12 protein-coding genes are annotated in these 15,098 nt (G+C 61.5%); 11 read left to right on the top strand and 1 reads right to left on the bottom strand.

Annotated features, from left to right (window positions below):
* Positions 1–78 precede the first annotated feature (78 nt).
* The 11 genes from QM609_RS07605 (at position 79) to QM609_RS07660 (ending at position 13,331) form a co-directional block, all read left to right on the top strand.
* Positions 79–711: a TetR/AcrR family transcriptional regulator gene (locus tag QM609_RS07605; protein WP_007733365.1), complete on the top strand. Its 633-nt coding sequence runs from the start codon at positions 79–81 to the stop codon at positions 709–711.
* Positions 708–1,754, top strand: coding sequence for a phosphotransferase family protein (locus QM609_RS07610; RefSeq protein ID WP_007733366.1), 1,047 nt, complete (start codon positions 708–710; stop codon positions 1,752–1,754). The genes QM609_RS07605 and QM609_RS07610 overlap by 4 nt, the downstream gene beginning before the upstream one ends.
* A gap of 317 nt (positions 1,755–2,071) precedes the next feature.
* A complete protein-coding gene (locus QM609_RS07615; RefSeq protein ID WP_007733367.1) occupies positions 2,072–2,866 on the top strand; it encodes an IclR family transcriptional regulator in 795 nt (264 codons plus the stop codon).
* A 407-nt stretch (positions 2,867–3,273) separates the two neighbouring features.
* Positions 3,274–3,477 carry a hypothetical protein gene (locus QM609_RS07625; RefSeq protein WP_007733369.1) on the top strand — a complete coding sequence of 68 codons (204 nt, stop codon included), beginning with the start codon at positions 3,274–3,276 and terminating at the stop codon, positions 3,475–3,477.
* The gene (locus QM609_RS07630; RefSeq protein WP_007733370.1) at positions 3,474–3,713 is read left to right on the top strand and encodes a hypothetical protein; all 240 of its coding nucleotides are present in this window, start codon (positions 3,474–3,476) and stop codon (positions 3,711–3,713) included. The genes QM609_RS07625 and QM609_RS07630 overlap by 4 nt, the downstream gene beginning before the upstream one ends.
* 127 nt (positions 3,714–3,840) lie before the next feature.
* Entirely contained in the window at positions 3,841–5,019 is a 1,179-nt protein-coding gene (locus QM609_RS07635; protein WP_076948656.1) for an acyl-CoA dehydrogenase family protein, read from the top strand.
* Positions 5,020–5,185: 166 nt separating this feature from the next.
* Positions 5,186–6,865, top strand: a complete 1,680-nt coding sequence (ettA, locus tag QM609_RS07640) for an energy-dependent translational throttle protein EttA (RefSeq protein ID WP_007730925.1) — start codon at positions 5,186–5,188, stop codon at positions 6,863–6,865.
* Positions 6,866–6,869: 4 nt separating this feature from the next.
* The gene (locus QM609_RS07645; RefSeq protein WP_050654618.1) at positions 6,870–7,289 is read left to right on the top strand and encodes an acyl-CoA thioesterase; all 420 of its coding nucleotides are present in this window, start codon (positions 6,870–6,872) and stop codon (positions 7,287–7,289) included.
* Positions 7,290–7,388: 99 nt separating this feature from the next.
* Positions 7,389–12,236, top strand: coding sequence for an NAD-glutamate dehydrogenase (locus QM609_RS07650; protein WP_050654619.1), 4,848 nt, complete (start codon positions 7,389–7,391; stop codon positions 12,234–12,236).
* A complete protein-coding gene (locus QM609_RS07655) occupies positions 12,233–12,652 on the top strand; it encodes an acyl-CoA thioesterase (RefSeq protein ID WP_003944573.1) in 420 nt (139 codons plus the stop codon). Before QM609_RS07650 ends, QM609_RS07655 begins: the two co-directional genes overlap by 4 nt.
* Positions 12,645–13,331, top strand: a complete 687-nt coding sequence (locus tag QM609_RS07660; protein WP_007730934.1) for a DUF8010 domain-containing protein — start codon at positions 12,645–12,647, stop codon at positions 13,329–13,331. Before QM609_RS07655 ends, QM609_RS07660 begins: the two co-directional genes overlap by 8 nt.
* Before the next feature lie 28 nt (positions 13,332–13,359).
* Here QM609_RS07660 and QM609_RS07665 read toward each other — a convergent pair whose 3' ends face one another.
* Positions 13,360–14,958 (bottom strand): glycoside hydrolase family 13 protein, encoded by a 1,599-nt coding sequence (locus tag QM609_RS07665; RefSeq protein WP_050654620.1) that lies wholly within the window; start codon positions 14,956–14,958, stop codon positions 13,360–13,362.
* Positions 14,959–15,098: the final 140 nt, after the last annotated feature.

The following is a 15,098-nucleotide window of genomic DNA, read 5'->3' on the forward strand; positions in this document are numbered from 1 at the left end:
AACGTTTGATTCGCGGTATAGAGTCAAAATTGCAACCTCGTCAGAGGTGACACGTGAAGACTCGTCAGGAGGACTTGAATGGAATGGTCGGATCGTCACGACTTGATACTCGAACAGGCTGCAGAACTGTTCGCCACCAAGGGGATCGCGGGCACCAAAGTTCGCGATATCGCTGATGCGGTGGGAATTCTGTCCGGAAGCCTTTATCACTACTTCCCATCGAAGGATGCAATCGCGAATACGATTGTCACACAATATCTTCAGGCGCTCACGAGCGCATACGGGTCGATCCTGGAATCTGCCGGTGACCCACGTACTCGCCTCGGTTCGCTGGTTCGAGCTTCGTTTCAGGTCAGTCAGGCGCACCCACACGCCTCCGAGATCTATCAGAACAACAGCACCTATCTCCGGAAACTTGACTCCTATCACGACATCCGTGAGGCCGCCCGTAGCACCAAGGACGCCTGGATCGCTGTTATCGAATCCGGAATGAGCGCAGGCGAGTTTCGATCCGACCTGCCGGCGGAGATTCTCTACGGACTGATTCGCGACGCTGTGTGGTTGTCGCTCCGATGGTTCAGCCCCACAGAGGAGTTCGGTCTTTCAGAGCTCGCCGATGCCGTCGTTTCGGTGTTTCTCGACGGCATCGATGCGCCGCTGAAATCAGCATCTGTCGGAAGTGGTCCCGCGCGAGAGGGTGTGAGGTCGTGAACCCGGCACCGCAGGGCGACAACGGTTTGTGTGAGCCCCTGGTGGCGGCGTGGTTCCGTGAGTATCTGCCCGATGCCACGCAAGGATTGCTCGAATTCGAACGGATCGCCGGTGGACGCTCGAACCTGACTTACTCGGTGAGCGACGAGGCAGGTTCTCGATGGGTGCTACGTCGACCCCCGCTCGGAATCAGGCATGCATCCGCCCATGATGTAATTCGCGAAGCTGACATTCTCGAGCGACTGCAGAACGTGCCGGTTCCGTCACCGATCGTTGTAGGCAAGTGCATTGACGAATCTGTGACTGGTGCTCCGTTCTTTGTCATGGACTTCATCGACGGCGCAGTCCTGCGTGATCCGGAGGTAGTACGCGCGAAAATCCCGTACGAAACGCGAGCCGGATTGGCCGCGGAACTGGTTCGCAATCTTGCCGCCCTGCACTCGGTCGACCCTCGTGAGATCGGATGGAATGCTCTGGCCGATCGGACGGACTACATCGATCGTCAGTTGAATCGGTGGTTGCGGAACTGGAAGGGTGATCGTGTGCGAGATAGCCTCGACCTCGAACGCACACATGCCAAGTTGTCTCGAAATATTCCCCCTCAGTGCAGTAGCAGCGTCGTGCACGGTGACTTTCGCCTTGACAACTGCATTGTCGGCGCCGACGGCGTGATCGCCGGAATACTGGATTGGGAACTGGCCACGGTGGGTGACCCCTTGGCAGACCTGGGCCAACTGTTGGTCTATTGGGCCGAACCCGATGACGATGTTTGTGCATTGGAGAATGCTCCGACTCGAATCGAAGGGTTCCCGTCGCGCGATGAGCTGTTGGACGTCTATATCTCTGCGGCCCAACAAGATGCGGACTTCAATATCGACTTCTACATTGCGTTCAACTGGTGGAAGATCGCATGCATTGTCGAGGGTGTGTACAGCCGCACGCTACGTGGCGCGATGGGCGAAATCGAGCGGTCGGCGGAATCGTTCGGCGCCCAGGCGGACAGGCTTGCGGCACAAGCGTGGCGAATGGCCCAACGGATTTGACGGAAATCTTCCGTGCGACTTTCTGGTCTAGTGGAATATGCCTCCGGGGCAACGTATTTCGCCCTTCTCTGTTCATGTTGCGGCGTTAACGTCCACCGTGATCCTTCTGTGAATGCTCCTGAGGTTTTTCTCTTCACACCCGATGTCAACATGGCACAATTTGTCACACTGAGATCGTTCGAACATCCGACGGTGACGGACGGCCTGGTGTCGCGGTGCTGTTGCAGCGGGCCGTAACCAGTAAGCCCGGTAGCGCTTTTCGGCTCCACGTGCCCCACATGCACCATAAATTGTGGGAATGACTTCAAGGAATTCGCATGCAAGCTTCCGCTCGTGCAGACGCTACGACCCCGGCGGGGTTCCTGGATCGACTGGCGTCGGTCATGGATGCTTTCGAAGTGTCCGGACAGCTCACTCTCAGTCAAGTTTCGCGAATTACCGGCTTGCCTCGTTCGTCGGTGCATCGCATGCTCGAGCAGCTCGTCGCCAAGAAGTGGCTCCGGCGGGATGGCACTGATTACTGCCTTGGAATCAGATTGATGGAGCTGGGAAGCCTTGCAATACAACAGGATCGATTGTATTCGGTCGCTTTGCCCTTCCTCCGCGAGTTGCATCGAGTGACCGGACTGGTAGTGCAGTTCGGAGTGCTGGACGCGCCGGATGTCGTTTACCTCGACAAGATCGGCGGAATGCTGTCCGGTGTAGTTCCTACTCGTGTCGGCGAACGTTCTTCGGCCGACAGGTCGGCTCTTGGACGTGCGCTCCTTGCGTTCGGAGGCTCCCCTGTGGGCGCTGAAGCGCCGATGACTCTAAGGCAGGAACTCAGTCGAATACGTGATACCGGCGTAGCGTACGGCGCGGGGCTGTTGAGTCCCGGCCTCAATTGCGTTGCTGCACCGGTTGGGCCGCAAGGAAACGCGATTGCTGCCGTTGCTGTTTCCGGTCCGTCCGCGATGCTCAAACTCGACTACCGAAGTGCGGTACCTGTCCGCCTTGTAGCGTCATCGATTTGGGGGGCGGTTGGCCAAACTGCGACACATTTCGATGTTCAACGCACCATGCGTGAACTGCGAGCGTTGCCGTCGGCGGGACCCAGGCGTATGCGTTCGTGAACGTCGATGATCCGTAGACTTGGTCCTGCGCTGCCGCCTCGAATCGCGTCAAATGGCGATGGGGGTGAGACGAGGCTGGCCTGGCGTCTCGATGTCCAGCCGGTGGCGGAACTGATCGAAGGCGAAGTGGACGGTTCATGGCTTCCGCAGCCGATGCCAGGGTTCTTCCTGTTCGACTCCGAAGCACGGTGGCGCACCGTGCGATACTGGCATGAGCATGGTTCAGTGTCTAACTCCCCGTCGCTCACCCAACGGCGGAAGGAGCAGGCAAAGTTGGAGATATCACGTTGTGCTGCAGAGCTTTTTGTCGTTCGCGGCGAGAATCCGGTGACTGCCGAGGGCATTGCACGCGCAGCTGGAATCGGACTTCGCACGTTCTATCGATGCTTCGGACGAAGGAAGATGCGGTGAGGCCGATACTCGCCAACGGGATCGACGAATGGCTCGGGTATATCGCGTCCAGTTCGCCGGGTACGCCTGTTGTTCAGGTGCTGGCATCCGCCGCCCGCGTCGCACTGAATTCACCTGCTGCAACACCCGATGCGATTGCGTTGATTCGCCGACTTCAAAGGATTGTTCCTGGCGATCCGGCGCTTCGGAACGCGTGGTGAGCTTGGTCAACGACACCGAGACTGCATTGGTGCTCGTACTGCGTGATTTGATGGGACCCGGCGCAGACCCACTGGAAGTGCGTTTGCTTGCAATTGCAGCGAACACGGCCCAGCGGATGGCCGTTGTCGCGTGGGTTGACGGCGACTCCCCGGCGTATGGCGACGGCTCGCCTGCGGAAGTTGCGATGAGGTGTATTCGCATTCTGACCGCGGGACTGGGGCACGTGTCGACCTGAACGCCACTGGCCTTGTCGCATTCGTATTGATCGGCGCTGAATGAACTGGCCGTTCTACTTCCGCATTTTTCTAGAACGTGTTCTACTTTATTGAAGGTTGGCGGGCTATCAATGGAGGCGGAAGATCATGGGTCAGGTTCTGGACAACATCTCACAGTTCGCCGACGAGATCCGCGCCGACGGGGTCGAGGGTGACAAGCTGATGCGCTTGACGGACGGCAGCGCGAAGCGTTTGCGCGACTCCGGCGTCATCCGGATGTTGCAGCCGAAGGAGTTCGGTGGCCTCGAGGCGCATCCGCGTGAATTCGCCGAGACGGCAATGGCTATCGGCGCGATGGATGGTGCCACGGGCTGGGTCAGCGGCATCGTCGGTGTGCATCCGTGGGAGCTTGCGTTCTTCGACCGCAAGGCTCAGGAAGAGGTGTGGGGAACCGATCCTGATACGTGGATGGCGTCGCCGTATGCGCCGATGGGTGTGGCGAGGCCGGTCGAGGGTGGGTACATCCTCAACGGTCGTTGGTCGTTCTCGTCCGGTACCGATCATTGTGACTGGATCATGATCGGCGCGATGGTCGGTGACGAGTCCGGTAAGCCGTTGATGCCGCCGAAGATTCTGCACGTGTTGTTGCCGCGTTCGGATTACGACATCGACCAGGACAGCTGGAATGTCGTGGGTCTGCGCGGTACGGGGTCGAAGGATCTGATCGTCAAGGATGCGTTCTTGCCGACGTACCGCACGATCGACGCCGGAAAGGTTTTCGACGGGACGGCGTGGAAGGAAGCGGCTCGTACGGAGACGTTGTACAAGTTCCCGTTCTCGTGCATTTTCCCGTTGGGGATCACTTCGTCGTTGATCGGTATCGCCGAGGGTGCGTTGGCGTGCAACATGGCGGCGCAGCGTGAGCGTGTGACGGTCAGTGGTGTTCCGATCAAGGAAGATCCGTACGTGCTGTTCGCGATCGGTGAGGCTGCGGCCGAGATCGCTGCTTCTCGGGCTGCGATCTTGGAGACGGTGGATCGTTTCTGGGACATGACGGAGAAGGGGCAGGAAGTTTCGTTCGAGCTTCGTGCGATCGGTCGGCGTACGCAGACTGCTGCTGCGTGGCGGGCGGTGCGTGCGGTGGACGAGATCTTTGCTCGTTCCGGTGGTGGGGCTTTGCAGTTGAGCACGCCGATGCAGCGGTTCTGGCGTGATGCTCATGCCGGTTTGGCGCACGCGATCCATGTACCCGGTTCCATTTTCCATGCGTCGACGCTCTCGCAGCTCGGTGGCGAGCCGAAGGGCATCCACAGGGCAATGATCTGAGCCGTCCTGGGGACACCCGGAGGTGTCCCCATCGCGGTTTTCGTGGGGGTCGATGAGCATGTCGGTGAATCTGGTCGATGACCTCGGACTGTCCGCAGAACCCGCATCGGAGTGACGGCCAACGCGCAATGTGGGTTATAGGGCAAACACCGATAGGCTGGCGGTCATGGCTGAGTTCATTTACACGATGAAGAAGGTGCGCAAGGCGCACGGTGACAAGGTCATCCTCGATGACGTCACGATGAGCTTTTACCCCGGCGCGAAGATCGGTGTCGTCGGACCGAACGGCGCTGGTAAATCCAGCATCCTCAAGATCATGGCCGGACTGGACCAGCCGGGCAACGGCGAGGCCTTCCTGGCTCCGGGCGCGACCGTCGGCATCCTCATGCAGGAGCCGGAGCTCGACGAGACCAAGACCGTTCGCGAGAACGTCGAGGACGGCCTCGGTGAGACGATGGTCCAGCTCAAGCGGTACAACGAGATCGCCGAGCTGATGGCCACGGATTACTCCGACGAGCTCATGGAAGAGATGGGCGAACTGCAGGAGAAGCTCGATCACGCAGATGCGTGGGAGATCGACTCGCAGCTCGAGCAGGCTATGGACGCCCTGCGCTGCCCCCCGCCGGAAGAGATGGTCACCCACCTCTCCGGTGGTGAGAAGCGACGCGTTGCACTCTGCAAGCTGCTGCTGAGCAAGCCCGATCTCCTGCTCCTCGATGAGCCCACCAACCACCTCGACGCCGAATCGGTTCTGTGGCTCGAGCAGCACCTCGCTGCTTACCCCGGCGCAATCCTCGCCGTGACCCACGATCGTTACTTCCTCGATCACGTCGCGCAGTGGATCTGTGAAGTCGACCGCGGACGCCTGTACCCGTACGAGGGCAACTACTCCACCTACCTGGAGCAGAAGGCTGCACGCCTCGAAGTTGCCGGCAAGAAGGATCAGAAGCTGCAGAAGCGCCTCAAGGACGAGCTCGCATGGGTTCGTTCCGGCGCCAAGGCCCGCCAGGCCAAGAACAAGGCTCGTCTCGATCGCTACGAGGAAATGGCGAACGAAGCAGAGAAGACGCGCAAGCTCGACTTCGACGAGATCCAGATCCCGGCACCGCCGCGCCTGGGTGACGTGGTCGTGGAGGTCTCGAACCTCGACAAGGGCTTCGACGGTCGCGTTCTGATCAAGGATCTCTCGTTCACGTTGCCGCGCAACGGAATTGTCGGCGTCATCGGCCCCAACGGCGTCGGTAAGACGACGCTGTTCAAGACCATCGTCGGTCTCGAGGAGCCTGACGCCGGTGAGGTCAAGATCGGTCAGACGGTCAAGCTGAGCTACGTCGACCAGAACCGTTCCGGAATCGACCCCAAGAAGACGGTCTGGGAGACCGTGTCCGACGGGCTCGATTTCATCGTCGTCGGCCAGACCGAGTTCCCCTCGCGCGCGTACATCAGCTCGTTCGGTTTCAAGGGCCACGATCAGCAGAAGCCGGCCGGCGTCCTCTCCGGTGGTGAGCGCAACCGCCTGAACCTGGCGATGACGCTCAAGCAGGGCGGCAACCTGATCCTGCTCGATGAGCCCACCAACGACCTCGACGTCGAAACCCTCGGCTCGCTGGAGAACGCTCTCGAAGAGTTCCCCGGCTGCGCCGTCGTGATCTCGCACGATCGCTGGTTCCTGGACCGGACCTGTACCCACATCCTCGCGTGGGAAGGTGGCTTCGGCGACAACGAGGCAGCTTGGTACTGGTACGAGGGCAACTTCGAGGGCTACGAGGCGAACAAGGTCGAGCGACTCGGCCCCGACGCCGCACGCCCGCACCGCGTGACTCACCGCAAGCTCACCAGGGACTGATCCGGTGTCCGACGTATACACAGCGCAGATCCAGGTCCGGTGGGGCGATTCCGACCGGTTGGGTCACGTCAACAACACGCGTTACGTCGAGTACATGCAGGAAGCGCGCATCCACTTCCTGGAAGCGAAACTGGCGCCGCTCGGCGGCCGGCCGGGATACCTCGTGGTTCGAAAGATGACCGTCGAGTTCCTCAAGCCGGTCACCGATCGGTCCGGTCCCTTGAACGTGGAGATCTTCACGACTCACGTCGGGACTTCCTCGTTCACGGTTCGGCACGTCATCCGTGACAACGCGGGTGTCGAATGCGCTTTCGGCGACGCGTTGATGGTCGGATTCGACACGGTGTCCGAAAAGTCCAGACCGCTGGCGGACAGCGAACGCGCGGTGCTCGAAGCATCGCTTGTTCAGATGACGACATCGTAGATTTCGTTTCTCAGTTCACCCTAGGTACTGGTTGCCGCGGCTAGTCTCGAGTCAGAGATTGGTCGCGGCGATCAGAACCCACAAGGATGTGAGCCAGGAATGACAGACCGTGTACGGCAGCAGGGCACAGGCCTCGACGAAGCGACGTTGTTGACGCGTCTTCGCGAGGCCTTTTTCACGCATATCGACGAGGGTGACAGCGACGACGTCATCAACGGTCGATCGGATCGAGTCCTGCTCGCGCATCTTGCGCTCGGGAGGCAGCGGACCCCGGGCACGGCAGTATGGCGTGTGTACCGCCCGTCAGGATCCGAGGGTCTCGGCGCTGCCGTCCAGATCGTCACCGACGACATGTCGTTGCTCGTCGAGTCCGTTACCGCGATGCTCAACCGACAAGGTGTGGGAATCAGTCAATTCGCCCATCCGATCCTGACGGTTGAACGCGATGACTCGGGCAATCTGATGTCCTTGGGCGACAGCGGTATCCAAGAATCCTGGATGCACGTCCAGTTGGACTCCGAAGTCGAGGATTCCGCTCTCGACGCGATCGAAGCACACCTCGGCAAGGTGCTCGCGGACGTCCGCCAGGTGGTTGGTGACACCCCGGACATGAAGGCATTGCAACTGCGCGTTGCCGACGAGTTGGAGAGTGCTGCAGAAACTGCCTCCGGGAGGATCACCCCCGAAGAATTCTCCGATACCGCTCGGCTGCTGCGGTGGATGGCGGACGGAAACTATGCCGTGCTCGGATACCGGCGATTCGAGGGTACGAAGGACGGTTCACGCACGGTCGCCGGCAGCGGGCTCGGCGTGCTGCGCTCCGACGCGGTCACCGAAGGCCCGATGAGTTTGCCTCCCGTCGCAGATCTCCCGGATCGACCGCTTCTGGTCCTGACGCAGGGATCGTTCCCCGCCACGGTGCACCGCGCTGTCTACCCGTACTTCGTGGGTGTCTCGATCCTCGACGACGAGGGAAACATCGTGGGGGAGCACAGATTCCTGGGTGTGTTCACCGTGGTCGCACTCCACGAGAACGTCCTCGCGATTCCTCTGATCGAGCGCCGCGTTCGCGAAGTCATCGCGCGTGCCGGTGTCGACCTGCATTCGTACTCCGGTCAGGCGATGCTCGAGGTCATCCAGTCGTTCCCACGCACCGAGTTGTTCTCGAGCGACGCCGAGACCTTGTTCGAGACCGTCCACGCCGTGCACAGCATCGGGCTGCGTCGACAGGTGCGACTCTTTGTCCGCGAGGACACGTTCGGACGCTTCGTGTCCTGCTTGGTGTACCTACCCCGCGACCGGTACACGACGCGGGTGCGACTGGCGATGCAAAACCTGTTGTGGCGCGAATTCGGACCAGGAACAGTCGATTACACCGCCCGGGTTACCGAGAACGATCTTGCGCTGTTGCACGTGACGATCCGGCGCGATCCGGACAGTGAGCCGGTTCATCTGGATGTCTCCGAGGCCAACCGCGAGCGAGTTCAGGCTCTGTTGACCGAAGTCAGTCGTAGCTGGGACGACCGCATCAACGACCTTGTTCGTGAAAGTCCGGGTGTGGATCCGGAACTGGTGCAGCGGTATTCGCGGGTGCTTCCCGATGGATACAAGGAGGACTTCGAACCGTCACGCGCGTTGGCCGACATCGCCAGACTCGAGGCGTTGGCGCCAGGCGCGATCGACGTACTGCTCTATCGTGTTGTGGACTCCGCGCCCGGTGCCTGGCGCTTCACGCTCTTCGTCGGCGGCGACGGTATCTCGTTGAGCCAGGTGCTACCGGTGCTGCAGTCACTCGGCGTCGAAGTTCTCGACGAGCGGCCGCACGTCGTGCAGCGACTCGACGGCGTTCAGTGCTGGATCTACGATTTCGGATTGTCGGTACCGGCGGATCTTCGGGCGTCGGTCGAGATCGACCTCGATGCGCAGGTGCCGCTCGAGACCAGTACCGCCCCGCTGACCGAGGTCCAGAAGCGATTCACGGCTGCATTCGGTGCAGTCTGGTTCGGCCGGGCCGAAGCTGACCGATTCAACGAGTTGGTGCTGCGGGCCGGAATGTCCTGGCGGCAAGCCGTGGTGCTGCGTGCTTACGCAAAGTATCTGCGCCAGGCCACATTTCCATACAGTCAGTTCCACATCGAAGGAATCGCGCTTACACACCCGCAGACCGCGTTTGCATTGGTGCAGTTGTTCGAGGCGATGTTCGACCCCGAGAAGCAGGACGACATTCGCGTCGCCGAATTGGACGAGCAGTTGCGTGCGTCCATCGACGAGGTACTCAGCTTGGATGCCGATCGCATTCTGCGTGGAATGTTCTCCTTGGTGAAGGCGACCTTGCGTACCAATTTCTACGTCGTCGACGCCGATGGCCGCTCTCGCGACTACCTGTCGGTCAAGCTCGATCCCTCACGGATCAGCGAGTTGCCCAAGCCGCGGCCGGCTTTCGAGATCTACGTGTACTCACCCGAGGTCGAAGGCGTCCACCTGCGATTCGGCGCAGTCGCGCGCGGCGGGCTCCGCTGGTCCGACCGGCGCGAGGATTTCCGCACCGAGGTGCTCGGCTTGGTGAAGGCTCAGGCCGTCAAGAACGCGGTGATCGTGCCGGTCGGCGCCAAGGGCGGCTTCGTCGTGAAGAATCCGCCTCTGCCGACGGGTGATCCGGCCGTTGATCGAATGGTGACGCTGGAAACCGGCAAGGCCTGCTACACCACGTTCATCTCCGGATTGCTCGACATCACCGACAACGTGCACGCGGCTACCGGCGAAGTTGTGACGCCGGATCGAGTGGTGCGCAAGGACGATCAGGATCGCTACCTGGTGGTCGCCGCGGACAAGGGCACGGCGACGTTCTCGGATCTCGCCAATTCGGTTGCCGCCAAGTACGACTTCTGGCTCGGCGACGCGTTTGCCTCCGGTGGCTCCGTGGGATACGACCACAAGGGCATGGGTATCACCGCTCGCGGCGCCTGGGAAAGCGTCAAGCGGCACTTCCGCGAACTCGGGGTCGACACGCAGACGCAGGATTTCACGACGGTAGGCGTCGGCGACATGAGCGGAGACGTGTTCGGCAACGGAATGCTCCTCAGTCGGCACATCCGTCTGGTGGGCGCGTTCGATCATCGACACATCTTCCTCGATCCGAACCCGGATGCAGCGAGCTCGTTCGTCGAACGTCAACGACTTTTCGAGTTGCCACGGTCGTCATGGGCCGACTACGACAAGAGCCTGATCAGTGAAGGTGGCGGCGTATGGGACCGCACGGTCAAGTCGGTTCCGATCGCCGAAAGCGTCCGGATCGCACTGGGTCTGGCCGAGGGGGTCACGAAGCTCTCGCCGCCGGAATTGATGCAGGCGATTCTGTCGGCACCGGTGGATCTGCTGTGGAACGGCGGAATCGGTACATACGTCAAAGCGTCGACCGAGACCAATGCGCAGGTTGGCGACAAGAGCAACGACGCCGTGCGTGTCGACGGTCAAGATCTGCGGGTCAAGGTGATCGGGGAGGGCGGCAACCTCGGCGTCACTGCTCTGGGAAGAATCGAGTTCAGCGCCAGCGGCGGTCACATCAACACCGACGCCATCGACAACTCGGCCGGCGTCGACTGCTCCGATCACGAAGTGAACATCAAGATTCTTCTCGATTCGCTCGTGCGTTCGCAGTTACTGCCCACGCAGGAACGGAATCCGTTGCTGGCGTCGATGACCGACGACGTGGCGGCGCTGGTGTTGGCGGACAACATTGCTCAGAACGCGCTGCTCGGAATCTCCCGCGTGACCGCTTCTCAGATGCTCGGTGTTCACCGCCGTCAGTTGACGGATCTGACCAAGGCACGTGGCCTTGACCGCAAACTCGAGGCGTTGCCGACCGACAAGGAGATCGAGCGTCGACTCGAGGCCGGTGTGGGTCTGACGTCGCCGGAATTGGCGACGCTGACGGCGCACGTGAAGCTTTCACTCAAGGACGATCTGCTCGCAACCGAGTTGCCGGACAACGATTTCTTCGCCCAGCAGATCCCGCAGTACTTCCCGACCGCTGTTCGCGATCGGTTCGAAACGGAGATCAAGGCACACCCGTTGCGGCGGCAGATCGTCGCGACGATGCTCGTGAACGAAGTGATCGACAACGGCGGAATCACGTACGCCTACCGCTTGGCCGAGGAGACCGGAGCGAGCAGTACGGACTCGATCCGTGCCTACGCCGCTGTGCGAGAGGTGTTTGCGCTCGACGAGGTGTGGTCGCGAATCCGCTCGGCGGGCGTCAGTGCAGAGATCGAAAACGAGTTGATCGTTGAGTCGTGCCGCTTGCTCGACCGCGCGTCGCGGTGGTTCCTGGCCAATCGGCCCCAGCCGATCGCCGTCGGCGCCGAGGTTGCGCGTTACTCGGCGGCGTATCGGGCTACGGCACCTCTGGTCCCGGGGCTGCTTGCGGGCCATCAACTCGACGATCTGCTGGTGCGGGCTCAATCGGTGATCGATCGCGGGGCTCCGGAAGCGTTGGCGCTGGACGTGTTCCGACTGCTGGATGTCTACTGCCTGCTCGACATCGCGGATATCGCCGACATCGCAGATCACGACATCACCGAAGTCGCGGAGCTGTACTACGCCTTGGACGCGCATCTGGGAATCGACTGGTTGCTGAGCGCGGTCTCGGGACTCGAGCGCGGCGATCGATGGCACTCGCTCGCGAGGCTCGCGTTGCGAGACGACCTCTACAGTTCGCTTCGGCAGCTGACGATGGAGGTTCTGGCCGGCGGCGAGCCGGGGGAGTCGCCGCAGGAGAAGATCGACGAATGGGAGTCGACCAACGCCTCGCGTCTGAGCCGGGCGAGGGCAGCTCTCGTCGAGATCTTCGAGTCTGGGACGCTTGACCTCGCGACGCTCTCGGTGGCGGCGCGTCAGGTTCGTAGCATGGTGCGCAGCATGGGCACCCGATCGGAGGTAGGACGTTGAGCGAAGGATTCCACGCCGAAGTTGTGGTTCGGTGGTCCGACATGGATGCCTTCCAGCACATCAACCACGCACGGATGGTGACGTTGCTCGAAGAGGCGCGGATTCCTTGGTTGTTCGAAGACTCGCGCCCGACGGTCACCCTGCGTGACGGGGCCGTGATTGCCGATCTCCATGTGCGGTACCGCGGCCAACTGCGGCACGACGATTCGCCGCTCGACGTCTTCATGTGGGTGGAAAAGGTGCGCGCGGTGGACTTCACCATCGCGTACGAGGTTCGCCCCCGCGGTGCGGATCTCAGTGTCCCGCCGTCCATCGTGGCGTCGACTCAGATCGCGGCCTTCGATATCGACACTCAACGTTTGCGTCGCCTCAGCGGGCCCGAGCGCGAGTACTTGGAGAGCTGGCAACGTGCATGAACGTGTACTGACCGTGCCCGAGGAGGCCGAGCGAAAGAACTTGGCCGGCTTCATCGGTCATGCCTTGCGTTTGGACGAGTCCACGGTCATCCGGATGCGTCGACGCGGAGATGCTCACCTGAGCGTTTGGGCGTCAACGGGTTTCGACGCTCTCGCTACGCGAACCGTGGCGGGCACCATCAACCCTGACGACACCTCGGCTGCCGGCGATCAGTTGCTCTCGGCGGTGGAGCAGGCGACAAGTGAGCTGATCGATCCGGGGTTCGCCATGGATTCGGCGTGGCGTGGGGCGTTGCCGCCGATGGACGGCTTCGAGCACCTGGACGACGTACCCGCCCGGGTGCTGATCGAACTGGCGCAGCGGGGCAACGCCTTGGCGCTCGAGCATGGAAGTAGTCACGGTCCGCCGGCGTCGTTGCTCGATCAGGACGTGCTCGAGGTCAGTGGTCCGTCCGGCACGGTCGGGATCTCGATGCGGGTTATTTTTGCCTTGACCGCAATGGGATTCGTTCCGCACGCCGGGTCCGAGGCGATGACCGCCGACATCGACCTCGAGCAGATCGACGCCTCGGAACTGGTTCGGGTGCGGGCGAGCAAATCCTGGGTGCGGCTCGATGCACGGTTCGGTTCGATCTACCGTCACCGCGGTGGTTCGATACCGCTGATGGTCGCACGATAGGAGTTCAGGTGGCGGGTGCGGTGTTCTCTCAGATCAGCCACGCCGCAGCGTTGACGGGTAGTTGACCGTCGACGAGTGGTGCGCTGCTCAACAGCAGCTGCCCGCTCGGCAGTGCGATCGGCACCTCCGTGGTGTTGAGAGCACAGATCAGACCACCGCGTCGACGGAAAGCGAGGCAGCCGGGGGGACTGCCGTACCAATCGATGTCGGCGCCGGAGAACTCCGGCCTGGCGCTACGAAGTTCGAGGGCGGCGCGATAAAGCGAGAGCATCGAGTCGACGTCCTCGATCTGCGCCTCCACCGTAAGTGTCGACCACTCGCGTGGCATCGGCAACCAGGTGCTCGCACCGGTGGTGAATCCGAACGGGGGTTCGCTTCCTTCCCACGGAAGGGGCACTCGGCAGCCGTCGCGTCCTCGCTCGGCATGTCCGGATCGTTCCCAGACCGGGTCCTGTAGTGCCTCGTCGGGCAGGTCGACGTTCGGCAGGCCGAGTTCGGCCCCGTTGTAGATGAAGCTCGCGCCCGGAAGCGCCAGTTCGACGAGGATCATCGCCCGTGCGCGTTGGGTTCCGATCTCACCCCCGCCGTAGCGCGTGACTTCACGTTCGACGTCGTGATTCGACAGCGTCCACGTGGGCACACCCCCGACCTCGGCGACGGCCGCAAGAGAGTTCTCCACGGCCTCCCGGACGGACTCGGCGGAGAATTCGGTTTCTGCAAGTCGGAAGTTGAATCCGAGATGCAGTTCGTCTGGACGGATGTATTCGCCGAACTTCTGGTTGTCCTTCACCCAGATCTCGCCGACGGTCATCGCCTCCGGGAACTCGTCCATGACCTTGCGGATGCCGCGGTGGATTTCGTGAACTGCCGGGTTGTTGAACCGCGGGTCGTCGTCGGAATTGCGCATGAGCTCGTTGAGCTCCCAGTCGTGGTCCGGCAAACCGTCGGGCTTGGCCATTCCGTGGGCCACGTCGATGCGGAATCCGTCGATTCCGCGCTCGAGCCAGAAGCGCAGAGTCTTGGCGAGGTCGTCGAAGACCTCGGGGTTGTCCCAGTTCAGGTCGGGCTGTTCCTTGGCGAAGATGTGCAGGTACCACTGGCCGGGTGTTCCGTCGGCTTCGGTGACACGGGTCCACGCCGGGCCGCCGAAGATGCTCGGCCAGTTGTTCGGCGGTTCGTTGCCGTTCTCACCTTTGCCGTCTCGGAAGATGTAACGGGATCGCTCCGCCGAATCGGGCGCCGACGCCAGGGCTGCCTTGAACCACTCGTGCTGATCACTCGTGTGGTTCGGGACCAGGTCCATCGTGACCTTGATTCCGCGTTCGTGGGCTGACGTGATCAGCGAATCCATCGTCGCCAGATCGCCGAACAGGGGATCGATGTCGCGAGGATCCGAGACGTCGTAGCCGTGGTCTGCCATCGGTGACTTCATCACCGGGCTCAACCAGATTGCATCGATGCCGAGCAGTTCGAGGTAGCCGAGTTTCTCCTCGACTCCGCCGAGGTCGCCGATACCGTCGCTGCCCGAATCGGCAAAAGAACGCGGATAGATCTGATAGAAGACCGCCTCGTTCCACCACGGGGCTTCGGGCCGGCTTACAGAGGACGAATCCGCGGGGGTGCTCACAGCAGTTCATAGTGCCAAACGTCTGGCACTCTCACGACTTGGACACGGCAAAAGCGTGACTCTTTACCTAGCCTTGGTGTACTTTGCATTCACGCGGTGACACCATGTGGCAACTTTGGTGTTACTGCCGGGGGAGAAGT

This window comes from Rhodococcus sp. IEGM 1302, from assembly GCF_030056935.1.
In the GTDB taxonomy this organism is placed as follows: Bacteria; Actinomycetota; Actinomycetes; order Mycobacteriales; family Mycobacteriaceae; genus Rhodococcus_F; species Rhodococcus_F qingshengii.